The sequence below is a fragment of the Pantoea sp. S18 genome (assembly GCF_045689705.1).
Taxonomy (GTDB): Bacteria; Pseudomonadota; Gammaproteobacteria; order Enterobacterales; family Enterobacteriaceae; genus Pantoea; species Pantoea symbiotica.
On record NZ_CP142688.1, the window covers coordinates 4,098,402 to 4,121,248 of the forward strand.

The 22,847-nt window shown below is 53.7% G+C and carries 15 protein-coding genes, 4 tRNA genes and 3 rRNA genes; 6 read left to right on the forward strand and 16 right to left on the reverse strand.

Going from position 1 to position 22,847, the window contains the following annotated elements:
- Window positions 1–44: 44 nt before the first annotated feature.
- The gene (locus VIJ98_RS19095) at window positions 45–803 is read right to left on the reverse strand and encodes an SDR family NAD(P)-dependent oxidoreductase (RefSeq protein WP_154193914.1); all 759 of its coding nucleotides are present in this window, start codon (window positions 801–803) and stop codon (window positions 45–47) included.
- 115 nt (window positions 804–918) lie between these two features.
- Here VIJ98_RS19095 and VIJ98_RS19100 point away from each other — a divergent pair, with 115 nt between their 5' ends.
- The 3 genes from VIJ98_RS19100 to VIJ98_RS19110 all read left to right on the forward strand — a co-directional run bounded on the left by VIJ98_RS19100 (window position 919) and on the right by VIJ98_RS19110 (window position 4,495).
- Complete coding sequence (locus VIJ98_RS19100; RefSeq protein ID WP_036648956.1) at window positions 919–1,818, forward strand: LysR family transcriptional regulator; 900 nt, start codon at window positions 919–921, stop codon at window positions 1,816–1,818.
- Window positions 1,819–1,863: 45 nt separating this feature from the next.
- Window positions 1,864–2,871: an inner membrane protein YhjD gene (gene yhjD / locus VIJ98_RS19105; protein ID WP_154157305.1), complete on the forward strand. Its 1,008-nt coding sequence runs from the start codon at window positions 1,864–1,866 to the stop codon at window positions 2,869–2,871.
- A gap of 289 nt (window positions 2,872–3,160) precedes the next feature.
- Window positions 3,161–4,495 carry an MFS transporter gene (locus VIJ98_RS19110; RefSeq protein ID WP_061719834.1) on the forward strand — a complete coding sequence of 445 codons (1,335 nt, stop codon included), beginning with the start codon at window positions 3,161–3,163 and terminating at the stop codon, window positions 4,493–4,495.
- Window positions 4,496–4,662: 167 nt separating this feature from the next.
- On the opposite strand, the gene ilvC is transcribed toward VIJ98_RS19110, so the two are convergent.
- Complete coding sequence (ilvC, locus tag VIJ98_RS19115) at window positions 4,663–6,138, reverse strand: ketol-acid reductoisomerase (protein ID WP_008106632.1); 1,476 nt, start codon at window positions 6,136–6,138, stop codon at window positions 4,663–4,665.
- A gap of 162 nt (window positions 6,139–6,300) precedes the next feature.
- Here ilvC and ilvY point away from each other — a divergent pair, with 162 nt between their 5' ends.
- Window positions 6,301–7,182, forward strand: coding sequence for an HTH-type transcriptional activator IlvY (gene ilvY, locus VIJ98_RS19120; RefSeq protein WP_008106630.1), 882 nt, complete (start codon window positions 6,301–6,303; stop codon window positions 7,180–7,182).
- Here the strand turns inward: ilvY and ilvA are convergent, their stop codons facing one another.
- The 6 genes from ilvA to ilvL all read right to left on the reverse strand — a co-directional run bounded on the left by ilvA (window position 7,183) and on the right by ilvL (window position 13,743).
- Entirely contained in the window at window positions 7,183–8,730 is a 1,548-nt protein-coding gene (gene ilvA, locus VIJ98_RS19125) for a threonine ammonia-lyase, biosynthetic (RefSeq protein WP_154157306.1), read from the reverse strand.
- Between the two features lie 3 nt (window positions 8,731–8,733).
- The gene (ilvD, locus tag VIJ98_RS19130; RefSeq protein WP_061719837.1) at window positions 8,734–10,584 is read right to left on the reverse strand and encodes a dihydroxy-acid dehydratase; all 1,851 of its coding nucleotides are present in this window, start codon (window positions 10,582–10,584) and stop codon (window positions 8,734–8,736) included.
- A gap of 62 nt (window positions 10,585–10,646) precedes the next feature.
- Window positions 10,647–11,576, reverse strand: coding sequence for a branched-chain amino acid transaminase (locus tag VIJ98_RS19135; protein ID WP_007888821.1), 930 nt, complete (start codon window positions 11,574–11,576; stop codon window positions 10,647–10,649).
- Window positions 11,577–11,594: 18 nt separating this feature from the next.
- Window positions 11,595–11,852 carry an acetolactate synthase 2 small subunit gene (gene ilvM, locus VIJ98_RS19140; RefSeq protein WP_008106624.1) on the reverse strand — a complete coding sequence of 86 codons (258 nt, stop codon included), beginning with the start codon at window positions 11,850–11,852 and terminating at the stop codon, window positions 11,595–11,597.
- Complete coding sequence (gene ilvG / locus VIJ98_RS19145) at window positions 11,849–13,495, reverse strand: acetolactate synthase 2 catalytic subunit (protein WP_323275516.1); 1,647 nt, start codon at window positions 13,493–13,495, stop codon at window positions 11,849–11,851. The genes ilvM and ilvG overlap by 4 nt, the downstream gene beginning before the upstream one ends.
- A gap of 149 nt (window positions 13,496–13,644) precedes the next feature.
- Window positions 13,645–13,743 carry an ilv operon leader peptide gene (gene ilvL, locus VIJ98_RS19150; protein ID WP_071531048.1) on the reverse strand — a complete coding sequence of 33 codons (99 nt, stop codon included), beginning with the start codon at window positions 13,741–13,743 and terminating at the stop codon, window positions 13,645–13,647.
- Window positions 13,744–14,071: 328 nt separating this feature from the next.
- On the opposite strand from ilvL, the gene VIJ98_RS19155 reads away from it, so the two are divergent.
- On the forward strand, window positions 14,072–15,592 hold the full coding sequence (locus tag VIJ98_RS19155) for a YifB family Mg chelatase-like AAA ATPase (RefSeq protein WP_323275518.1): 1,521 nt from the start codon (window positions 14,072–14,074) through the stop codon (window positions 15,590–15,592).
- A 30-nt stretch (window positions 15,593–15,622) separates the two neighbouring features.
- Here VIJ98_RS19155 and VIJ98_RS19160 read toward each other — a convergent pair whose 3' ends face one another.
- Complete coding sequence (locus VIJ98_RS19160; protein WP_008106616.1) at window positions 15,623–15,961, reverse strand: DUF413 domain-containing protein; 339 nt, start codon at window positions 15,959–15,961, stop codon at window positions 15,623–15,625.
- 121 nt (window positions 15,962–16,082) lie between these two features.
- On the opposite strand from VIJ98_RS19160, the gene hdfR reads away from it, so the two are divergent.
- Window positions 16,083–16,904 carry an HTH-type transcriptional regulator HdfR gene (gene hdfR, locus VIJ98_RS19165; RefSeq protein WP_008106614.1) on the forward strand — a complete coding sequence of 274 codons (822 nt, stop codon included), beginning with the start codon at window positions 16,083–16,085 and terminating at the stop codon, window positions 16,902–16,904.
- Between the two features lie 105 nt (window positions 16,905–17,009).
- On the opposite strand, the gene VIJ98_RS19170 is transcribed toward hdfR, so the two are convergent.
- The 7 genes from VIJ98_RS19170 to VIJ98_RS19200 form a co-directional block, all read right to left on the reverse strand.
- Window positions 17,010–17,085 (reverse strand) — tRNA-Trp (locus VIJ98_RS19170).
- Between the two features lie 8 nt (window positions 17,086–17,093).
- A tRNA-Asp gene (locus VIJ98_RS19175) sits at window positions 17,094–17,170 on the reverse strand.
- 102 nt (window positions 17,171–17,272) lie between these two features.
- Window positions 17,273–17,388: ribosomal RNA gene (gene rrf, locus VIJ98_RS19180) — 5S ribosomal RNA — on the reverse strand.
- A 205-nt stretch (window positions 17,389–17,593) separates the two neighbouring features.
- A 23S ribosomal RNA gene (locus VIJ98_RS19185) occupies window positions 17,594–20,499 on the reverse strand.
- Between the two features lie 202 nt (window positions 20,500–20,701).
- A tRNA-Ala gene (locus VIJ98_RS19190) sits at window positions 20,702–20,777 on the reverse strand.
- A gap of 143 nt (window positions 20,778–20,920) precedes the next feature.
- Window positions 20,921–20,997, reverse strand: a tRNA-Ile gene (locus tag VIJ98_RS19195).
- Window positions 20,998–21,070: 73 nt separating this feature from the next.
- Window positions 21,071–22,610: ribosomal RNA gene (locus tag VIJ98_RS19200) — 16S ribosomal RNA — on the reverse strand.
- Together the 16S, 23S and 5S rRNA genes with 4 tRNA genes alongside form the textbook arrangement of a ribosomal RNA operon.
- Between the last annotated feature and the right edge of the window lie 237 nt (window positions 22,611–22,847).

A 22,847-nucleotide genomic window follows, 5' to 3' on the forward strand; every position in this document is an offset into this window, starting at 1 on the left:
GCGTAGCTGTTTAACGAGGTCGCCATGAATGGCGACCCTACGGATTACAGGCCTTGGCCGCCTGAGGCTTCGATGCGTTGTGCGGTGATCCAGCCGGTTTCATCGCTGAGGATCGCGCTGATGGCATCGCCGATATCATCCGGCAAGCCGACGCGGCCCAGTGCGGTCACCGAGGCGATATGATCGTTGAGATCTTTGGTATCACGCACGCGGCCGCCGCCGAAGTCGGTTTCAATCGCGCCTGGCGCAAGAATGTTGACGCGAATATGGCGCTCGCCCAACTCTTTTGCCTGATAGCGAGTTAATACTTCCATCGCGCCTTTGATTGAGGCGTAAGTGCCTGAACCCGGCAGCGTCAAACGGGTTAAACCGCTGGAGATATTCAGGATGCGTCCACCATCAACGATCAACGGCAGCAGTTTTTGCGTCAGGAAGAACGGTCCTTTGAAGTGCACATTCACCAGCGCGTCAAACTCATCTTCGGTGGTCTCGGCGAACAGCTTGTAGTGACCGTGACCGGCGTTGTTCACTAAATAATCAAAGTTTTCACGCTGCCAGGTTTTCTGCAGCGCTTCTTTCACCTGCGCCACAAAGCCGTCGAATGTGCTGGTATCGCCCACATCCAGCTGCAACGCCACCGCACGCGCACCCAGCGCTTCAATCTCTTGCACTACCGCCTGCGCTTCTTCCGCGTGACCGCGATAGGTAAACAGGATATCGGTGCCTTTGGCGGCCAGTTTCAGCGCCCCATTCTTGCCTAAACCGCGATTTCCGCCGGTAATCAATGCAATTTTATGACTCATGTTTCGCTCCAGTTGGAAAATTGAACACGTGTTAAGGATATTCGTGAATAATTGATCTATAAACGCAGAGGAATACGCAGCACTGTTTCACTAACAACAACAATCGGTGAACAACATGGATAAAATTCACGCAATGCAGGTTTTTGTGCGAGTGGCAGAAATGGGCAGTTTTACCCGTGCGGCAGAAAGTTTGGGTTTACCGAAAGGCAGCGTATCGCGCCAGCTGCAGGCGCTGGAGAATCAAATGGGAACGCGCCTGCTGCATCGCACCACGCGGCGCGTGCATCTGACGCAGGACGGCCTGGTTTATTACGATCGCTGTCTCGATTTGCTCTCGATGCTCGACGACATGGACAGCCTGTTCCAGCACGATCCCGGCACCTTAAGCGGTAAGCTGCGCGTGGATATGTCGGTGGCAATGGCAACCGGCTTTGTGCTGCCGCGCCTGCCAGAATTTTTGCAGCACTATCCCGGTCTGGAAATTGAGCTGAGCAGTAGCGATCGCCAGGTCGATGTGATTCGCGAAGGCTTTGACTGCGTGGTGCGCGTTGGCGAGCTGAAAGATTCCGGGCTGATTGCGCGGAAAATCGGCTCACATGCCTTGATCAACTGCGCCAGCCCCGGCTACCTTTCCCGCTTCGGCATGCCGGTGCGGCTGGAAGATCTGTCGCAACACGCGATGGTGCATTACACCCAGCAGCTTGGGCAACCTTCACTGGGCTTTGAATATTTTGATGGCAAACAGTGTCATTACGTTCAAACCGGCGGCGTGGTGACGGTAAACAGCACCGAAACCTATCGCGCGGCATGCATGGCCGGGCTTGGCATTATTCAGGTGCCAGCGATTGGCGTGCAACCGCTGCTGGAGTCAGGACAACTGGTTGAAGTACTGCATCACTTCCCGGCGAAACCGATGCCGATCTCGCTGCTTTACCCGCATCGCCGTAACGTGGCGCGCCGCGTACGCGTGTTTATGGAGTGGTTAAGCCACGTCTTGCAGGAGTACGTCACATAAGGCGCTATAATTGTATTTTCGCAGTGAACAGGATGACTATCGTCTATGACGGACAAAAAACCTATAGAGACAGCGGCCAAGGCAGAAGCCAAGCCGCTAATTGATATTAAAACCGGCAATAAAACCGTGGATGGCTCGATTCAAAATGTGTCGCGCTTCGCTGCCTGGTTTCAGGCGATTCCGGCAGTGGCGCATTTTATGCGCGCGCTGGAACGCTTTAACGATCGCCTTGGCAGCCAGTTTGGCGCGGCGATCACCTACTTCTCATTTCTTTCACTGATACCGATTTTGATGGTCTCCTTTGCGGCGGTCGGCTTTGTGCTGGCGTCGAATCAGGATTTGCTCACCGAGTTGATCAACAAAATCGTTAACAGCATCAGCGATCCGACGCTGGCAACCACGCTTAAGAATACGGTGAACACCGCGATTCAACAGCGCGCCACAGTGGGGATAACCGGTTTGCTGCTGGCGCTCTACTCCGGCATTAACTGGATGGGCAATTTGCGTGAAGCGGTACGTGCGCAGTCGCGCGACGTGTGGGAACGCACGCCAGACGATCAGGAGAAACTCTGGAAGAAGTACGCACGCGATCTGCTTTCGCTGCTAGGTTTGATGTTTGCGCTGGTGATTACGCTGTCGCTGACCTCGATTGCCGGTGCGGCGCAGGCGGCGATCGTTAATGCGCTCGGGCTGGAAGACATTGAGTGGCTGCGCCCGGCGATGACGGTGATTGCGTTATCTATCTCCATCTTTGCTAACTATCTGCTGTTCCTGTGGATCTTCTGGATTCTGCCGCGCCACAAGCCTCGTAAAAAAGCACTGTTCCGTGGCACGCTGCTGGCGGCGATTGGTTTTGAGGTGATTAAGTTTGTGATGACGCTGACGCTGCCGAAGCTGGCGACTTCGCCATCGGGTGCCGCCTTTGGTTCCGTGCTCGGCTTGATGGCGTTCTTCTACTTCTTTGCGCGTTTGACGCTGTTCTGCGCGGCGTGGATCGCCACCGCTAAATACAAAGATGACAAAGAGATGCCGCAGCCGCATCAGGCTAAATAAGCCGACGAGGTTGTTACATTTGCCGTACTAGCTAAAAATGTTTCCTGCTGGCTACTTTTTCAGCAAAAACCAGCAGGAAACGCTAAAGGGTCACTTTAATTTGGCCCTTTTGCAGAGATTCCCGCCAAAAAAATGACACTTCCCGTTCCCATCCGCCACTGATTGCAGCAACTCAGAAATTATCCACTTATTCGCCGAAAAAGCCCGGTCTGACGCGGTTTTTCGCCATTGAATGCCGCAAACCAGGTGCGTAAGATTCTCTGTCTACATTTACAATTAAGAAACACTTATGCAAGCCTCCATCACAGAAACACTCGACAAAAAACACGACGACGCGCCGGTCAATTCACGTGGCAAAGTGGTTGTGGCATCGCTTGTCGGCACCGCCATTGAGTTCTTCGATTTCTATATCTATGCCACCGCTGCGGTGATTATTTTCCCGCATATCTTCTTCCCGCAGGGCGATCCGACCGTGGCCACGCTGCAGTCGCTGGCAACCTTCGCGATCGCCTTCGTGGCGCGTCCTATCGGTTCTGCCGTGTTTGGCCACTTTGGCGACCGCGTTGGCCGTAAAGCAACCCTGGTGGCATCGCTGCTGACCATGGGCGTTTCGACGGTGCTGATTGGTTTGCTGCCAGGTTATGAAACCATTGGCGTGGCAGCGCCGCTGCTGCTGGCGCTGGCGCGTTTTGGTCAGGGCCTTGGACTCGGTGGCGAATGGGGCGGCGCAGCACTGCTGGCGACCGAAAATGCCCCGGCGAAAAAACGCGCGCTTTATGGTTCGTTCCCACAGCTCGGCGCGCCGATTGGCTTCTTCTTCGCTAACGGCACCTTCCTGCTGCTTTCATGGTTACTGACCGACGAGCAGTTCATGAACTGGGGCTGGCGCGTGCCGTTTATTCTCTCTGCGGTATTGGTGTTAATTGGCCTGTATGTGCGCGTTTCGCTGCATGAAAGCCCGGTATTCGCCAAAGTGCAGAAAGAGAACAAGCAGGTGAAAATGCCGATTGGCACGCTGCTGAGCAAGCATCTGACCGCCACCATTCTCGGCACTTTCATCATGCTCGCCACTTACACGCTGTTCTACATCATGACCGTGTACTCGATGAGTTACGGCACCGCGCCCGCGCCGGCTGGTCTTGGCTATTCGCGTAACAGCTTCCTGTGGATGCTGATGGTGGCGGTGATTGGTTTTGGTGTGATGGTACCGATTGCCGGTCTGCTGGCCGATCGCTTTGGTCGTCGTAAAACCATGATCACCATTACGTTGATGATTATCGCCTTTGCATTGATGTTCCCAATGCTGCTGGGTTCTGGCTCTCAGGTGCTGGTGATGGGCTTCCTGATCCTTGGTCTGAGCATTATGGGCCTGACGTTCGGTCCAATGGGCGCGCTGCTGCCAGAACTGTTCCCGACGGAAGTGCGTTATACCGGTGCATCCTTCTCCTACAACCTGTCGTCGATTCTTGGAGCTTCTGTGGCGCCTTATATCGCCACCTGGCTGAACGCCAATTACGGTTTGCAGGCGGTGGGTTTCTATCTGGCCTCGATGGCGGTGTTGACGTTGATCGCGCTGATTGCCTGTAAAGAGACGCGTAATCAGACGCTGTATGAAGCGGTGTGATTGATTGAGCGTTGAGAGAACCCGGCGTAGGCCGGGTTTTTTATTGGGTGCGGTTTAAACCAGGTCGCCATGAATGGCGACCCTACGTTGTAATCGACAATCTTACATAACAAAAAACCCCGGCAAGCCGGGGTTTTTATTGTGCTGAAAACGGTGTCGTGCGTGGCTTAGCCAGCGACAGCGATACGTTTCATATCGGTCATGTAGCCACGCAGTTTGCGGCCTACAGATTCGATTGGATGCTGACGAACGGCTTCGTTGACGTCACGCAGCTGTGCGTTATCAACCTGAGTACCTTCAACTGCTTTGCCCAGATCGCCCGGCTGCAGCGTGGTCATGAACTCTTTCAGCAGTGGAACTGCCGCGAAGGAGAACAGGTAGTTACCGTATTCTGCGGTATCCGAGATAACTACGTTCATCTCATACAGACGCTTACGTGCGATGGTGTTGGCAATCAGCGGCAACTCGTGCAGTGATTCGTAGTAAGCCGACTCTTCGATGATGCCCGCGTCAACCATGGTTTCGAACGCCAGCTCAACGCCTGCTTTCACCATCGCAACCATCACGACGCCTTTGTCGTAGTATTCCTGCTCTTCGATTTTGCCATCAAACTGCGGTGCGTTTTCGAATGCGGTTGCGCCGGTCTCTTCACGCCAGGTCAGCAGGTTTTTATCGTCGTTAGCCCAGTCAGCCATCATGCCTGAAGAGAATTCGCCAGAGATGATGTCATCCATGTGCTTCTGGAACAGCGGTGCCATGATGGTTTTCAGCTGCTCAGACAGCGCATAAGCACGGATTTTCGCCGGGTTAGACAGGCGATCCATCATCAGCGTAATGCCGCCGAACTTTAGTGATTCGGTGATGGTTTCCCAGCCGAACTGAATCAGTTTTTCGGTATAAGCCGCGTCGTGACCTTCAGCCACCAACTTGTCGAAGCACAGCAGAGAACCAGCCTGCAACATACCGCACAGAATGGTCTGCTCGCCCATCAGGTCAGATTTCACTTCCGCAACGAAAGAAGATTCCAGCACGCCCGCACGGTCGCCGCCGGTCGCTGCTGCCCAGGCTTTAGCAATCGCCATGCCTTCGCCTTTTGGATCGTTTTCCGGGTGAACGGCGATCAGCGTAGGAACACCGAAACCACGCTTGTACTCTTCACGTACTTCAGTACCCGGGCACTTCGGTGCCACCATCACTACGGTGATGTCTTTACGAATGGTTTCGCCCACTTCAACGATGTTGAAACCGTGTGAGTAACCCAGCGCAGCGCCATCTTTCATCAGCGGCTGAACAGCCTGAACTACCGCGGAGTGCTGCTTGTCTGGCGTCAGGTTTACTACCAGATCGGCCTGTGGGATCAGCTCTTCGTAAGTACCGACTTTGAAGCCGTTATCGGTCGCTTTGCGGAAAGAGGCACGCTTCTCAGCAATCGCTTCAGCACGCAGGGCATACGCCACGTCCAGACCAGAATCACGCATGTTCAGGCCCTGGTTCAGACCCTGAGCACCACAACCAACGATGACCACTTTCTTGCCTTTCAGGAAGCTAGCGCCATCTGCGAATTCGTCGCGTGACATGAAACGACATTTGCCCAGCTGCGCTAACTGGTTGCGCAGATTCAATGTGTTGAAGTAATTAGCCATGGGTACTCCGGTTAGATGTTGTGTTTGTTTTTTGTTCAGTAACGACGTTGTCTCTTACGCCGCGAATGACCCCATCATATGACAGGAAATCCGTTGCTTAAATTGATATATTAGCAAGGTCACATTGCAAAATTTGCAACATAACCTTGAGGCGATACGCGCATGGATTTACGAGACCTGAAACTCTTCCTTCATCTGGCTGAAAGCTGCCACTTTGGCCGCACTGCGCGTGCCATGCACGTCAGCCCTTCAACCCTATCGCGCCAGATTCAGCGCCTGGAAGAGGATGTCGGTCACGCGCTGTTCCTGCGTGATAACCGCACCGTGACGCTAACAGAAGCCGGTGAGCGCCTGCGCCAGTTTGCGCAGCAGACGTTGCTGCAGTATCAGCAGTTGCGCCATGTGATGGATCTTAACGGCCCTTCACTGAGCGGCGAGCTGCGCTTGTTTTGCTCGGTAACCGCCGCTTACAGCCATCTGCCACCGATTCTTGACCGCTTTCGCGCCGAACATCCGCAGGTAGAGATCAAACTTACTACCGGTGATGCCGCCGATGCGATTGAGATGGTGCAATCCGGTGATGCAGATCTCGCCATTGCCGGTCGCCCTGAATCGCTGCCCGCCAGCATAGATTTTACGCCACTGGGCCTGATTCCGCTGGTGCTGATCGCCCCGGCGCTGCCTTGTCCGGTACGCAATCAGGCAACGCAGGAGCAACCCGATTGGGCGCAGATTCCGTTTATCCTGCCGGAACAAGGACCTGCACGCCGTGGCATCGATTTATGGTTTCGCCGCCAGCGCATTCCCAATCCACAGATCTATGCCACGGTTTCTGGTCATGAGGCGATTGTGTCGATGGTGGCGCTGGGATGTGGTATTGCACTGTTGCCGGATGTGGTGCTGGAGAACAGCCCGGAACCGGTGCGCAATCGCGTGTTAACGCTGGAGAATGTGGAGTCTGTCGCGCCGCTGGAACTCGGCGTTTGCGTACAAAAAAAGCGGCTCGGAGAGCCGCTTATCAATGCGTTCTGGCACCAGCTGTAATTACTGCCCGGCGAGGAAGAAACGGAACGCCGGGTTATTCGCTTCGTCATGCCATTCGTAGCCCAACGCGGTGAGATGGGTTTCGAATTCCGGTTCCTGATCGTTAGCTTCAAACGCCGCCAGCACGCGGCCATAATCGGTGCCGTGGCTGCGATAATGGAACAGCGAGATATTCCAGTGCGCGCCAAGCGTCTGCAGGAACTTCAGCAGCGCGCCCGGTGCTTCCGGGAATTCAAAGCTAAACAGGCGTTCGCGCAGCGGCTTCGATGGACGTCCGCCCACCATGTAGCGCACGTGCAGCTTGGCCATTTCATCATCCGACAGATCCACCACGTTATAACCGGCTTCGCTCAGTTGGCTGATGATCTCACTGCGCTCCTCCAGCCCGCGCGTTAAGCGCACGCCAACGAAAATGCAGGCGTTATCCGCATCTGCGTAGCGATAGTTGAACTCGGTGATAGAGCGTCCGCCGATGGTCTGACAGAACTTGAGGAAACTGCCCTGCTGCTCTGGAATGGTGACCGCCAGCAGCGCTTCACGCTGTTCGCCCAGTTCGCAACGCTCGGAGACATAGCGCAAGCCGTGGAAGTTCACGTTAGCACCCGACAACACATGCGCCAGGCGCTCGCCTTTGATGTCGTGCAGCTGGATGTACTTCTTCATCCCCGCCAGCGCCAGCGCACCAGAAGGTTCCGCCACGGCGCGCACATCTTCGAACAGATCTTTCACCGCTGCGCAAATCGCATCGCTATCCACCGTGATGATGTCATCGAGATACTCCTGACACAGGCGGAAGGTTTCGCTGCCGATGCGTTTGACCGCCACGCCTTCAGCAAACAAACCCACGCGCGCCAAATCAACGGGCTCACCCGCATCGAGCGCCGCCTTCAGACAGGCTGAATCTTCCGACTCCACGGCGATCACTTTGATCTGTGGCATCAGCTGCTTGATCAGCACCGCAACGCCCGCCGCCAGACCGCCGCCGCCGACCGGCACGAAGACGCGATCGAGATGCGCATCTTGCTGCAGCAGTTCCATCGCCAGCGTGCCTTGCCCGGCGATCACCGCCGGATGGTCAAACGGATGAACGAAGGTGTAACCCTGCTGCTCTGACAGCTCAATCGCCTTAGCTTTCGCCTCATCGAAGTTGGCACCAAACAGATAAGCCTCACCGCCAAATGCGCGTACTGCATCAACCTTGATGTCTGCCGTGGCCAACGGCATCACAATCAGTGATTTGATGCCAAGCGTGCTGGCCGAGAGCGCCACGCCCTGCGCATGGTTGCCGGCCGAAGCCGTCACCACGCCGCGCGCTTTTTGCTCTTCGTTCAGCCCGGCAATCATCGCGTAGGCCCCGCGCAGCTTGAAGCTGTGCACGGGCTGACGATCTTCACGCTTCACCAGAATGGTGTTGCCAAGACGCGATGAAATTTTTTCCATTTTTTGCAGCGGCGTCACCTGGGCAATTTCATACACCGGTGAACGTAACACTGCGCGCAAATACTCCGCGCCGTTTGGCTTTGCGGAGAGCGGTTGAGACTCAGCCATTGGTTAGCCTCCCAGCTTAGACTTATCGCGCACCGCGCCTTTGTCTGCGCTGGTCGCCAGTGATGCATAGGCGCGCAGGGCAAAGGAGACTTCACGCACACGGCCGTGCGGGGTATAAGCCGCATCGCCACGCGCTTGCTCTTCTTCACGACGTGCGTGCAGTTCGTTATCCGGTACCGCCAGCTTGATGCCACGGTTCGGGATATCGATTTCAATCATGTCGCCATCTTTCACCAGCGCGATAGTGCCGCCGCTCGCCGCTTCCGGAGAGGCGTGACCAATCGACAAGCCCGACGTACCGCCAGAGAAGCGACCATCGGTGATCAGTGCGCAGCTTTTGCCGAGGCCCATGGATTTCAGATAGGTGGTCGGATAGAGCATTTCCTGCATGCCCGGTCCACCTTTCGGTCCTTCGTAGCGAATTACTACGACATCGCCAGCCACAACTTTGCCGCCAAGAATTGCTTCAACCGCATCATCCTGGCTTTCGTACACTTTGGCCGGGCCTTTGAAGGTGAGGATCTCTTTGTCTACGCCCGCGGTTTTAACGATGCAGCCATCTTCCGCAATGTTGCCGTAAAGCACGGCTAAGCCGCCATCCTGCGAATAAGCGTGTTCGCGAGTACGAATACAACCTTCGGCACGATCGTCATCCAGCGTGTCCCAACGGCAATTCTGCGAGAACGCCTTGGTGGTACGAATACCAGCAGGACCGGCGCGGAACATATCCTTCACCGCCTGATCTTTGGTCAGCATGATGTCGTACTGATCCAGAGTTTCACGCATGCTCTGCTGCAGAATGTTGCGCGCGCTGGTGTCGATCAAACCGGCGCGATCCAACTCACCGAGAATGGCGATAACGCCACCCGCACGGTGCACATCTTCCATGTGATATTTCGGCGTACTTGGCGCCACTTTACACAGCTGCGGTACTTTGCGAGACAAACGATCGATATCGGAGATGTTGAAGTCGATTTCGCCTTCCAGCGCCGCTGCCAGCAGGTGCAGAACGGTGTTGGTGGAACCGCCCATGGCGATATCCAGCGTCATCGCATTCTCAAATGCGGCTTTGGTGGCGATGTTACGCGGCAGCATGTTGACGTCATCCTGCTCGTAATAACGTTTGGTCAGGCTAACGATGCGCTTACCGGCATTAATGAACAGCTCTTTACGATCGGCGTGCGTGGCCAGCAGTGAACCGTTACCTGGCTGAGATAAGCCCAGCGCTTCGGTCAGACAGTTCATCGAGTTGGCGGTGAACATACCGGAACAGGAACCGCAGGTTGGGCAAGCAGAACGTTCGATCTGATCGCTGTCGGCGTCGCTGACGTTCGGGTTGGCGCCCTGAATCATTGCATCAACCAGATCCAGTTTGATGATTTGATCAGAAAGTTTGGTTTTACCGGCTTCCATCGGGCCGCCAGACACAAAGATCACCGGAATGTTGAGGCGCAGTGACGCCATCAGCATGCCTGGGGTGATTTTGTCGCAGTTGGAGATACACACCATGGCATCGGCGCAGTGCGCGTTGACCATGTACTCCACTGAATCGGCAATTAGCTCGCGTGAAGGCAGTGAATACAGCATGCCGCCATGACCCATGGCGATACCGTCATCCACCGCAATGGTGTTGAACTCTTTAGCCACGCCGCCGGCTGCTTCGATTTCCTCAGCAACCAGTTTGCCAAGATCGCGCAGGTGCACGTGGCCCGGTACGAATTGGGTGAATGAGTTGACCACGGCGATAATCGGCTTACCGAAATCGTCGTCGGTCATTCCTGTCGCGCGCCACAAGGCACGGGCACCGGCCATGTTACGTCCATGGGTGGTGGTGGCGGAACGGTACTTAGGCATGCTCTATTTACTCCAGTAATAATCAGGTTGCGGGCGCCATCTGACGCCCGCAAAAAATCTCGTTATGCGTTAACCGGATCCAACCAGCCCCACTTGTCTTCCGTCTCGCCAGTGAACAGGCCAAAGAATGCCTTCTGGATACGACCGGTGACCGGACCACGTTTACCTTCGCCGACCTGAATGCCATCGACGCTACGCACCGGAGTGATCTCCGCTGCAGTACCTGACATGAAGACTTCGTCTGCCAGATACAGAGATTCGCGCGACAGAACCTGCTCACGCACTTCGATACCCATGTCTTGCGCCAGCTTAATGATGGCGTCACGGGTGATGCCTGGCAGCGCAGAAGAGGTGAACGGTGGCGTGAACAGAATGCCATCTTTCACTTCGAACAAGTTTTCGCCAGCACCTTCTGAAATATAGCCGTTGGTGTCGAGGGCGATACCTTCCTGATAGCCGTGGCGGCGCGCTTCGCTACCGACCAGCAGAGAAGAAAGATAGTTACCACCCGCTTTCGCGGCGGTCGGCAAGGTGTTTGGTGCAACGCGATTCCACGAAGAAACCATGGCGTCGATGCCGTTTTCCAGCGCTTCAGCGCCCAGGTAAGCACCCCAAGGGAAGGCGGCGATGATTACATCGGTGGTGTAGCCATCTGGCGGGTTCACACCCAGACCCACGTCACCGACGAAGGCCAGCGGACGGATATAAGCGCTTTTCAGTTTGTTCACGCGGATTACTTCGCGGCACGCTTCCATCAACTCATCAACGCTGGCTTTAATCGGGAAACGGTAAATTTTGGCGGATTCATGCAGACGCTTCATGTGCTCACGGTGGCGGAACACTACTGGACCTTTGTGTGAGTCGTAGCAACGCACGCCTTCAAACACAGAAGTACCGTAGTGCAGTGCGTGGGACATAACGCTGACCTTGGCGTCTTCCCACTTAACCATCTCACCATTGAACCAAATAAAGTCTGCTTTCTTCGTACTCATTGCTTTTTCCTTTGGCGACTATGCGCGGATTTGTTGTGTTGTCTGTTGTTGGATCTCGACGCAAGCGACATCCATAAGTTTGCTTAACTGCGAAGACAGTAAATCGACTGAGCGTTGGCTGGCAACGGTCATTTCGATATTAATGTTCTCGGCATTGACCGCGGAGGCCATATTCATCGCACACACCTGGAAACCACGGTGACGCACGACACGCAAAATGCGCTCCAATATTTCAGGACGAAAGCGGGCTTCGATAGACAATTGATGCTGATTCATGCGGTTTTCTCCATCATGTTTGCGTTGCTGGCACCCGGCGGTACCAATGGCCAGACGTTTTCATGCTCATCTATCGAAACATGCAGGAAGTAAGGACCTTCACTGTTCAGCAGAGCATCGAGGGCGGCGTCGACCTGATCTTTACGGCTAATGCGCTGGCCTGGAATATCAAAGGCGCTGGCCAGCGTGAGGAAATCGGGGTTATCGGTCAGAATGGTTTCGCTGTAGCGACCATCAAAGAACAATTGCTGCCACTGGCGCACCATGCCGAGACGCTGGTTATCCAGCAGCAGAATCTTCACCGGCAATTTGCCGCGCTTGATGGTGCCCAGCTCCTGAATGTTCATCATGATGGAGCCATCACCAGATACGCAGATAACCGTATCTTCAGGACGTGCAACCTGCGCACCAATCGCCGCCGGCAAGCCAAAGCCCATGGTGCCGAGACCGCTTGAAGTGATGAAGTTTTCTGGCGCGGTGAAACTCATGTGCTGTGCGGCCCACATCTGGTGCTGGCCGACGTCGGTGGTGACCACTGCGCTATCCGCTTTACGATCGGATAACTGCTTCAGCAACAACGGCGCGTAGATTGCTTCGCCTGGGTGATCGTAACGCCAGTCGAACTCTTTTTTCATCGCGCTGACTTCTTTGCGCCAGCCATCAATGTGCATTGGCATACTCAGTGCAGGCAGCACCTGATTCATATCGCCCTGCAGTGAGACGTGCGCGCGGCGCAGTTTGTTCAGTTCGGCAGGATCGATATCGATATGGATAACACTGGCGTGCGGCGCGAAGGTATCCAGCTTGCCGGTGACGCGGTCGTCAAAACGTGCACCAACTGCAATCAGCAAATCACAGGATTGTACTGCGAGGTTAGCGGCTTTGGTGCCATGCATGCCCAGCATGCCGAGATAGAGATCGCTGCTGGCATCCGCGCTGCCGAGCCCTTTCAGGGTGGAAACCATCGGGATACCGGTCTCCAGTGCCATGGCTCGTAAGGCAGGAACCGCCTGCGCCATGCCAACGCCGCCACCGATATACAGCATTGGCTTATGCGACTGCGCCATCAATGCGCGCGCTTCCGCAATGTGCTGCGCTGAGTGGCTGACTTGTTGCTCAACCGGCAGCAGATGTGGCGTCAGTTCGCCGTTGGCGATCTGAATGTCTTTTGGGATATCAACCAGAACCGGACCGGGACGACCAGATTGCGCGATGGCAAAAGCTTCTGCCATCACTGAAGGTAAATCATCAAGCGATTCAACGAGGAAACTGTGTTTGGTGCAGGCTAAGGATAAACCGAGAACGTCAATTTCCTGGAAGGCGTCGGTACCGATAAAGGCCGATGAGACTTGCCCAGTGATCGCTACAACCGGGATCGAATCCATCATCGCATCCGCCAGACCGGTGATCAGGTTGGTGGCGCCCGGACCCGAAGTGGCGATACAGACGCCAGTCTTGCCGGTTGCGCGGGCATAACCGATGGCCGCCATCACCGCACCCTGCTCATGACGGCACAGTAGGTGTTCCACGCCGCCATCGTAGAGCGCATCGTACACTGGCATGATTGCGCCGCCAGGATAGCCAAACACTGTATCGACACCCTGCGCGCGTAAAGCCTGAACTACCCACTGTGCACCTGTCATGGTTATTCTCCTGTATTCCTAGGGGAACAACAGAATTTTATGCTACTGCTCATAATCTGTTCCTCGCTAATTTGCTGATATTTAGGCTGGTTAAAAAAAAACCCCCGAACCTTTCGGTGCGGGGGTTTTTGGAATTCCAGACTTGATTTTTAAGCCTTTCTTTCTCCAAGCGATGCCCCGCACGGTGGGATAATAATCACCACCACGCTAATCACGACTAGGCTAATCACTTGTAGAAGGGCTTTCATGTGTTGTTTGTTTTTTCGATTGTTCGAAGTAATACCTACAGAGTTATCATAGTTAGCACGTCATTGACAATAATTTTCATTGGGAATTTTTATGACGGCGCTGGCGGTTGTGCGTTATCACATTGTAAGTAAAAGGTTATTTACATTTGTGATAAAAATTCATAACGCCCGCTTCGCAATCTTCATTTGCGGTTTACGAACAGGCTCTGTTTTTTTGTGAAACCGCTGCAATTCTCAGCGAATGTCAGGAATCTGATTCTGATGTTGAGCAGATAGCCATTGTTCATCCACCTGGCTGCTCTGATGATAAGGACAACAAGGAGCGGTTATGTCTTTATCCAAAGTATTAACACGAGCTGCGCTAGGTGTTCAGGCTCCGCTGGTGACGGTAGAAGTACACATCAGCAACGGCTTGCCGGCCCTGACGCTGGTTGGACTGCCTGAAACCACCGTAAAAGAAGCGCGGGAACGGGTGCGTAGCGCAATTATTAATAGCGGATTCACCTTCCCGGCGAAACGCGTCACCATCAATCTGGCACCTGCTGATCTGCCTAAAGAAGGCGGACGCTATGATCTTCCCATCGCTATCGCCATTCTGGCAGCCTCTGAGCAGCTGCCAGACGCAAAACTAGGGCAATATGAATTCCTGGGGGAGTTAGCGCTTAACGGCGCGCTCTGTGGCGTTCAGGCCGCTATTCCGGCGGCGATGGCGGCGCTGCAAGCGGGCAGACAAATGGTGTTAGCTGAACAGAATCAACAGGATGTCGGGTTGATTCAACAAGGCGAGACGCTGGTTGGAAAACATCTGGTAGAAATCTGTGCGTTTCTGCATAACAAAACTACCCTCACCATCGCGCACTATCAGCCTGAAACGCTTGAACAGGAAAAGCAGGACCTCAGCGACATCATTGGTCAGGATCAGGGCCGCCGCGCACTTGAGATCACCGCAGCTGGCGGGCATAACCTGTTACTGATTGGACCGCCGGGCACCGGCAAGACCATGTTGGCAACGCGTCTGCCCGGTATCATGCCGCCATTGGACGACCAGGAAGCGCTGGAATGCGCTGCTATCGCCAGTCTGGTAAGCAGCGGCAATCTCCATCATCAGTGGCGCAAACGGCCGTTCAGAGCGCCTCACCATAGTGCATCACTCTATGCGCTGGTTGGGGGTGGTTCATTGCCACGGCCTGGGGAAATATCTTTGGCACACAACGGTGTGTTATTTCTCGATGAGCTGCCAGAGTTTGAGCGCAGAACGCTGGATGCATTGCGCGAGCCGATCGAATCCGGGGAAATCGCCATTTCACGCACACGCGCTAAAGTGACTTATCCCGCGCGCTTTCAATTGATCGGTGCAATGAATCCTAGCCCGACCGGGCATTATCAGGGCAATCATAATCGCTCATCACCTCAGCAAGTGTTGCGCTATCTCAATCGCCTATCAGGACCTTTTCTCGATCGCTTTGATTTATCGTTAGAAGTTCCACTTCTTCCGAGCGGATCGCTGAGTAAGAAACAACAAGTCAGTGAAAGCAGCGCTGAAGTTTTAACTCGCGTCCTTGCCGCGCGACAGATTCAAACAGCACGCAGCGGAAAAGTGAATGCTCATCTCTCAAACCCGGAGATTTTACGTTGGTGTCCATTGAAGCAGCAGGATGCTGAATGGCTGGAAGAGGTGTTGAATTCGTTGGGGCTTTCGGTACGCGCCTGGCAGCGGATTTTAAAGGTGGCGAGGACAATCGCTGATTTGGCAGGTGAAGAGCTGATTACGCGGAGTCATTTGCAGGAAGCAGTGGGATATCGCAGCATCGACCGCTTAATGATCTATCTGCACAAAACTCTGGAATAAAAAACGGGGCTCATATAAGCCCCGCTATTCTTAATCATCGCTATCGCTAAAATCTTCCACCGTGTCCATCTGCGGCTTGCCGCCAGATAGCGTGTGGAAACGCTTAGGTCGTTTGATACGTGCGGTATATTTCGACCATACACGTTCAGCTTCCGTTTGCGGCTCACGAAGACCACGACATACTTCTAAAAATGAACGCTCTTCTTCTGTAATGGGTTCACGCTTAGCGAGATCCAGTTCATTAAAGGCGTAACCGTGGCGCTCCAGAAGCTGAGCTTCTTTAATGGTGAAATCACCATGACGCGAAAAACCACGTGGGTAATGTTTGTTATCAAAGAAACGATTCGTTGTTGCGAAGCTATCCGCCATTTTACACGCTCCTGACTCTCATATGGCCGTGCTATTTATGGCGCGGAGTATTAGATAGGCTTGACAGAGTGTAAAACAAAACATTTAAATCAGTACGACAAACAATTTTTGGGAGAATGCAGTGGATACGGAATTACTGAAAACTTTCCTCGAAGTGAGCAGAACACGCCATTTCGGGCGTGCTGCTGAAGCGCTTTACCTCACGCAATCTGCCGTTAGTTTTCGCATTCGTCAGCTGGAAAACCAGCTGGGCGTAAACCTTTTTACTCGTCACCGTAATAACATCCGGCTGACTTCAGCGGGCGAGCGTTTATTGCCCTATGCCGAAAGCTTGATGAGTACCTGGCTGATGGCCAAAAAGGAAGTTTCACATACACAACAGCATCATGAGCTTTCGATAGGAGGTAGCGCATCCCTTTGGGAAGCTTATTTAACTCCTTGGTTGCAAACACTTTATGAGAATCGCGAAAGCCTTCACCTCGAGGCACGCATTGCCCAGCGACATTTGCTGGTTAAGCAGTTGCATGAACGTCAGTTGGACCTATTGATCACGACCGAAGCACCAAAAATGGATGAGTTAACCAGCCAGCAAATAGGCCATATTTCGCTCGCATTATTCCGGGCGCGTAAAACTGAGAAGCGTGAAAAATATGACTATATCAAGCTGGAATGGGGCGCAGATTTTCATCAGCATGAAAGTTATCTGTCCAGTGATGATGTCCCCGTATTAACCACGACATCGGCACATTTAACGCGTGAATTACTGCATACCACCGGTGCATGTGCATTTTTACCTGATTTTTGGCACGGCATTTATAGTGATTTGATGGTTATTCCAGATACACCCGTCGCCGTGCGACCGTTATATGCGGTGTGGCTGCAGAATAGCGATCAGCAAAGTCACATTCGTCAGCTGCTTAAATATCCGGTTTTGACACAATAAGATAATAAATGAGGGAGTTTGAGTGGATCACAGTGAAACTCAAACTCATTTCACTGCCAAATTTTGGACAAAAAAAATCCTTTGCCGAAGCAAAGGATTATTTTCTGGCAGGGGCGGAGGGACTCGAACCCCCAACACCCGGTTTTGGAGACCGGTGCTCTACCAATTGAACTACGCCCCTAATTAGGGTGGCGGAACGGACGGGGCTCGAACCCGCGACCCCCTGCGTGACAGGCAGGTATTCTAACCAACTGAACTACCGCTCCACCGATTCTGTACTGATATCAGACAATCGTTCTGATTTCAGGTGTTTCGCCCTTCCCGCGTCACCGGGAAGGTCACGACCCGATAGCGGGTCTTAAATTGATGCCTGGCAGTTCCCTACTCTCGCATGGGGAGACCCCACACTACCATCGGCGCTACGGCGTTTCACTTCTGAGTTCGGCATGGGGTCAGGTGGGACCACCGCGCTACAGCCGCCAGGCAAATTCTTGTGCACGAAACGAATATTTTTCACTGATGCCACGTTGCTTTCCCTCGCGTTACTCAGTCACATACTTCAGTATGCTCCTTCATTCCGTCTCGGTCGGCGCCTCGCCTCAGCGTAAAATCTTTCGTTTCCGCTAAATCTTAATCCGTAAAACAAGCTGAAAATCCGGTCTCTCAGACCAAAACGCCTCTGGCGTTGTAAGGTTAAGCCTCACGGGTCATTAGTACCGGTTAGCTCAACGCATCGCTGCGCTTACACATCCGGCCTATCAACGTCGTAGTCTTCAACGTCCCTTCAGGACTCTCAAGGAGTCAGGGAGAACTCATCTCGGGGCAAGTTTCGTGCTTAGATGCTTTCAGCACTTATCTTTTCCGCACTTAGCTACCGGGCAATGCCATTGGCATGACAACCCGAACACCAGTGGTGCGTTCACTCCGGTCCTCTCGTACTAGGAGCAACCCCCCTCAATTCTCCAGCGCCCACGGCAGATAGGGACCGAACTGTCTCACGACGTTCTAAACCCAGCTCGCGTACCACTTTAAACGGCGAACAGCCGTACCCTTGGGACCTACTTCAGCCCCAGGATGTGATGAGCCGACATCGAGGTGCCAAACACCGCCGTCGATATGAACTCTTGGGCGGTATCAGCCTGTTATCCCCGGAGTACCTTTTATCCGTTGAGCGATGGCCCTTCCATTCAGAACCACCGGATCACTATGACCTGCTTTCGCACCTGCTCGAGCCGTCACTCTCGCAGTCAAGCTGGCTTATGCCATTGCACTAACCTCCTGATGTCCGACCAGGATTAGCCAACCTTCGTGCTCCTCCGTTACTCTTTGGGAGGAGACCGCCCCAGTCAAACTACCCACCAGACACTGTCCGCAGCCCGGATCACGGGCCTACGTTAGAACATCAAACATTAAAGGGTGGTATTTCAAGGTTGGCTCCACGCAGACTGGCGTCCACGCTTCAAAGCCTCCCACCTATCCTACACATCAAGGCTCAATGTTCAGTGTCAAGCTATAGTAAAGGTTCACGGGGTCTTTCCGTCTTGCCGCGGGTACACTGCATCTTCACAGCGATTTCAATTTCACTGAGTCTCGGGTGGAGACAGCCTGGCCATCATTACGCCATTCGTGCAGGTCGGAACTTACCCGACAAGGAATTTCGCTACCTTAGGACCGTTATAGTTACGGCCGCCGTTTACCGGGGCTTCGATCAAGAGCTTCTCCTTGCGGATAACCCCATCAATTAACCTTCCGGCACCGGGCAGGCGTCACACCGTATACGTCCACTTTCGTGTTTGCACAGTGCTGTGTTTTTAATAAACAGTTGCAGCCAGCTGGTATCTTCGACTGGCTTCGGCTCGGGGAGCAAGTCCCTCTACCTACGCGCCAGCGTGCCTTCTCCCGAAGTTACGGCACCATTTTGCCTAGTTCCTTCACCCGAGTTCTCTCAAGCGCCTTGGTATTCTCTACCTGACCACCTGTGTCGGTTTGGGGTACGATTTCGTGTTACCTGGAGCTTAGAGGCTTTTCCTGGAAGCAGGGCATCAGTTACTTCACCACCGTGGTGGCTCGTCGTCACGCCTCAGCCTTAAGATATCCCGGATTTACCAAAGATATCAGCCTACACGCTTAAACCGGGACAACCGTCGCCCGGATAACCTAGCCTTCTCCGTCCCCCCTTCGCAGTAACACCAAGTGCAGGAATATTAACCTGCTTCCCATCGACTACGCTTTTCAGCCTCGCCTTAGGGGTCGACTCACCCTGCTCCGATTAACGTTGAACAGGAACCCTTGGTCTTCCGGCGAGCGGGCTTTTCACCCGCTTTATCGTTACTTATGTCAGCATTCGCACTTCTGATACCTCCAGCACCCCTCACAGGACACCTTCAACGGCTTACAGAACGCTCCCCTACCCAACAACACATAGTGTCGCTGCCGCAGCTTCGGTGCATGGTTTAGCCCCGTTACATCTTCCGCGCAGGCCGACTCGACCAGTGAGCTATTACGCTTTCTTTAAATGATGGCTGCTTCTAAGCCAACATCCTGGCTGTCTGTGCCTTCCCACATCGTTTCCCACTTAACCATGACTTTGGGACCTTAGCTGGCGGTCTGGGTTGTTTCCCTCTTCACGACGGACGTTAGCACCCGCCGTGTGTCTCCCGTGATAACATTCTTCGGTATTCGCAGTTTGCATCGGGTTGGTAAGCCGGGATGGCCCCCTAGCCGAAACAGTGCTCTACCCCCGAAGATGAGTTCACGAGGCGCTACCTAAATAGCTTTCGGGGAGAACCAGCTATCTCCCGGTTTGATTGGCCTTTCACCCCCAGCCACAAGTCATCCGCTAATTTTTCAACATTAGTCGGTTCGGTCCTCCAGTTAGTGTTACCCAACCTTCAACCTGCCCATGGCTAGATCACCGGGTTTCGGGTCTATACCCTGCAACTTAACGCCCAGTTAAGACTCGGTTTCCCTGCGGCTCCCCTATACGGTTAACCTTGCTACAGAATATAAGTCGCTGACCCATTATACAAAAGGTACGCAGTCACCCCATAAATGAGGCTCCCACTGCTTGTACGTACACGGTTTCAGGTTCTGTTTCACTCCCCTCGCCGGGGTTCTTTTCGCCTTTCCCTCACGGTACTGGTTCACTATCGGTCAGTCAGGAGTATTTAGCCTTGGAGGATGGTCCCCCCATATTCAGACAGGATACCACGTGTCCCGCCCTACTCTTCGAACTCACAGTATGTGCACTTTCGTGTACGGGGCTATCACCCGGTATCGCGCGACTTTCCAGACGCTTCCACTAACGCACAAACTGATTCAGGTTCTGGGCTGTTCCCCGTTCGCTCGCCGCTACTGGGGGAATCTCGGTTGATTTCTTTTCCTCTGGGTACTTAGATGTTTCAGTTCCCCAGGTTCGCCTCGCAACACTATGTATTCATGTTGCGATGATGCACTGAGTGCACCGGGTTTCCCCATTCGGACATCGTCGGCTGTAGCGGTTCATATCACCTTACCGACGCTTTACGCAGATTAGCACGTCCTTCATCGCCTCTGACTGCCAGGGCATCCACCGTGTACGCTTAGTCGCTTAACCTCACAACCCACAGGCGTTTTGCAACGCGTGCAGACTGCAAGCATTTGAGAGACTCGAACATATCGCAGCTTCATTCTTATTACGGAGAATGAATACGATACGTCGTTTCAATTTTCAGCTTGTTCCGGATTGTTAAAGAGCATAATACTTCGCAGCACACCGTTTCCGGTACGCTCTGAAGTATTGTTTTGAGTCACTGTAATGGTGGAGCTAAGCGGGATCGAACCGCTGACCTCCTGCGTGCAAGGCAGGCGCTCTCCCAGCTGAGCTATAGCCCCATACAGTTACTGCAGAGACCACTACTACCACTCACCAGGAGTTCCGTTTTCGACAAACGGTAATTTCTTTTCAGGCAAGGCAAAGTGTCGCGACGTATAGTTCACTATACGAGCGGCGCTTTAACGCAGCATGAGAAGAAATTTGGTAGGCCTGAGTGGACTTGAACCACCGACCTCACCCTTATCAGGGGTGCGCTCTAACCACCTGAGCTACAAGCCTGTAGAGGTTTTTTCTGCTCGTTACTTTCTATCAGACAATCTGTGTGAGCACTACGCGGGAAGGTATCTTCAGGTAAGGAGGTGATCCAACCGCAGGTTCCCCTACGGTTACCTTGTTACGACTTCACCCCAGTCATGAATCACAAAGTGGTAAGCGCCCTCCCGAAGGTTAAGCTACCTACTTCTTTTGCAACCCACTCCCATGGTGTGACGGGCGGTGTGTACAAGGCCCGGGAACGTATTCACCGTAGCATTCTGATCTACGATTACTAGCGATTCCGACTTCACGGAGTCGAGTTGCAGACTCCGATCCGGACTACGACGCACTTTATGAGGTCCGCTTGCTCTCGCGAGGTCGCTTCTCTTTGTATGCGCCATTGTAGCACGTGTGTAGCCCTACTCGTAAGGGCCATGATGACTTGACGTCATCCCCACCTTCCTCCAGTTTATCACTGGCAGTCTCCTTTGAGTTCCCGGCCGAACCGCTGGCAACAAAGGATAAGGGTTGCGCTCGTTGCGGGACTTAACCCAACATTTCACAACACGAGCTGACGACAGCCATGCAGCACCTGTCTCAGAGTTCCCGAAGGCACCAAAGCATCTCTGCTAAGTTCTCTGGATGTCAAGAGTAGGTAAGGTTCTTCGCGTTGCATCGAATTAAACCACATGCTCCACCGCTTGTGCGGGCCCCCGTCAATTCATTTGAGTTTTAACCTTGCGGCCGTACTCCCCAGGCGGTCGACTTAACGCGTTAGCTCCGGAAGCCACTCCTCAAGGGAACAACCTCCAAGTCGACATCGTTTACGGCGTGGACTACCAGGGTATCTAATCCTGTTTGCTCCCCACGCTTTCGCACCTGAGCGTCAGTCTTTGTCCAGGGGGCCGCCTTCGCCACCGGTATTCCTCCAGATCTCTACGCATTTCACCGCTACACCTGGAATTCTACCCCCCTCTACAAGACTCTAGCCTGCCAGTTTCGAATGCAGTTCCCAGGTTAAGCCCGGGGATTTCACATCCGACTTGACAGACCGCCTGCGTGCGCTTTACGCCCAGTAATTCCGATTAACGCTTGCACCCTCCGTATTACCGCGGCTGCTGGCACGGAGTTAGCCGGTGCTTCTTCTGCGGGTAACGTCAATCGGTGAAGTTATTAACTCCACCGCCTTCCTCCCCGCTGAAAGTACTTTACAACCCGAAGGCCTTCTTCATACACGCGGCATGGCTGCATCAGGCTTGCGCCCATTGTGCAATATTCCCCACTGCTGCCTCCCGTAGGAGTCTGGACCGTGTCTCAGTTCCAGTGTGGCTGGTCATCCTCTCAGACCAGCTAGGGATCGTCGCCTAGGTGAGCCATTACCCCACCTACTAGCTAATCCCATCTGGGCACATCCGATGGTGTGAGGCCCGAAGGTCCCCCACTTTGGTCTTGCGACGTTATGCGGTATTAGCTACCGTTTCCAGTAGTTATCCCCCTCCATCGGGCAGTTTCCCAGACATTACTCACCCGTCCGCCACTCGTCACCCGAGAGCAAGCTCTCTGTGCTACCGTTCGACTTGCATGTGTTAGGCCTGCCGCCAGCGTTCAATCTGAGCCATGATCAAACTCTTCAATTTAAGTTTGATTTGCTGAAACAAGTTCAGCGGTGCTCATCTGTAAAACGTCATAATGAATTTCATTATGTGTTCACTCGTGAGGCTTTGATATTTTTTACGTCCGGAGACGCTGATATCAATCCTGCGAGTGCCCACACAGATTGTCTGATAAATTGTTAAAGAGCATGCCGCGATTTCTCTAGCGGCGCGGGATGCGTATATTACGCTTTCCGCATTCTCAGTCAAGCATTTATTTTT

Coding starts and splice junctions, on each gene's coding strand:
- VIJ98_RS19095 (WP_154193914.1), bottom strand. CDS start 803: ATGAGTCATAAAATTGCATTGATTACCGGCGGAAATCGCGGTTTAGGC.
- VIJ98_RS19100 (WP_036648956.1), top strand. CDS start 919: ATGGATAAAATTCACGCAATGCAGGTTTTTGTGCGAGTGGCAGAAATG.
- yhjD (WP_154157305.1), top strand. CDS start 1,864: ATGACGGACAAAAAACCTATAGAGACAGCGGCCAAGGCAGAAGCCAAG.
- VIJ98_RS19110 (WP_061719834.1), top strand. CDS start 3,161: ATGCAAGCCTCCATCACAGAAACACTCGACAAAAAACACGACGACGCG.
- ilvC (WP_008106632.1), bottom strand. CDS start 6,138: ATGGCTAATTACTTCAACACATTGAATCTGCGCAACCAGTTAGCGCAG.
- ilvY (WP_008106630.1), top strand. CDS start 6,301: ATGGATTTACGAGACCTGAAACTCTTCCTTCATCTGGCTGAAAGCTGC.
- ilvA (WP_154157306.1), bottom strand. CDS start 8,730: ATGGCTGAGTCTCAACCGCTCTCCGCAAAGCCAAACGGCGCGGAGTAT.
- ilvD (WP_061719837.1), bottom strand. CDS start 10,584: ATGCCTAAGTACCGTTCCGCCACCACCACCCATGGACGTAACATGGCC.
- VIJ98_RS19135 (WP_007888821.1), bottom strand. CDS start 11,576: ATGAGTACGAAGAAAGCAGACTTTATTTGGTTCAATGGTGAGATGGTT.
- ilvM (WP_008106624.1), bottom strand. CDS start 11,852: ATGAATCAGCATCAATTGTCTATCGAAGCCCGCTTTCGTCCTGAAATA.
- ilvG (WP_323275516.1), bottom strand. CDS start 13,495: ATGACAGGTGCACAGTGGGTAGTTCAGGCTTTACGCGCGCAGGGTGTC.
- ilvL (WP_071531048.1), bottom strand. CDS start 13,743: ATGAAAGCCCTTCTACAAGTGATTAGCCTAGTCGTGATTAGCGTGGTG.
- VIJ98_RS19155 (WP_323275518.1), top strand. CDS start 14,072: ATGTCTTTATCCAAAGTATTAACACGAGCTGCGCTAGGTGTTCAGGCT.
- VIJ98_RS19160 (WP_008106616.1), bottom strand. CDS start 15,961: ATGGCGGATAGCTTCGCAACAACGAATCGTTTCTTTGATAACAAACAT.